This is a genomic window from Bradyrhizobium sp. 14AA, assembly GCF_054185205.1.
This window is the reverse complement of record NZ_JAVAYM010000091.1, coordinates 1-531: the sequence shown is the minus strand read 5'-3', so window position 1 is coordinate 531 and position 531 is coordinate 1. Positions and strand designations below refer to the sequence as shown.

General features: G+C 36.3%; 1 protein-coding gene. It reads left to right on the top strand.

The window, feature by feature from the left end; genetic code table 11:
* Positions 1-531 (top strand): hypothetical protein (locus RAD15_RS43460; RefSeq protein WP_458184805.1); only part of this gene is annotated, 531 nt, incomplete at both ends.

The window sequence follows — 531 nt, the reverse complement described above, 5'->3', positions numbered from 1 at the left end:
TGGAACGCTTATTTCGAAGGACCAATAAAGCTGCACAAAGAATTTACAATACCTGTTAAGTTCACTATCAAAGTAGTACTAACAGACCCTTACAAATATTCAGTAACAGGAAATAAAAATACTGCGATTTCAGACCAAGTTTCAGTTGTAAATAGTGGGACTGCTGACACTCCTTTAATTGTTGAAGCCCGAGCAATTAAACCATCTAGTTACTTTATGATTACTAAAAATGATGAAGATTATTTTATGGTTGGTGATGATGAGGTAACCAAAGAAGTTAAGGATTACATGCCTCCTGTTTATCATAGTGAGTTTCGTGATTTCAAAGGTTGGACTAAGATGATTACTGAAGATATTCCAAGTAATGATTTAGGTGGTAAAGTCGGCGGTGACTTTGTGATATCCAATCTTGGCGAAGGATATAAAGCAACTAATTTTCCTGATGCAAAAGGTTGGGTTGGTGCTGGCACGAAACGAGGGCTCCCTAAAGCGATGACAGATTTTCAAATTACCTATAAATGTATTGTTGAA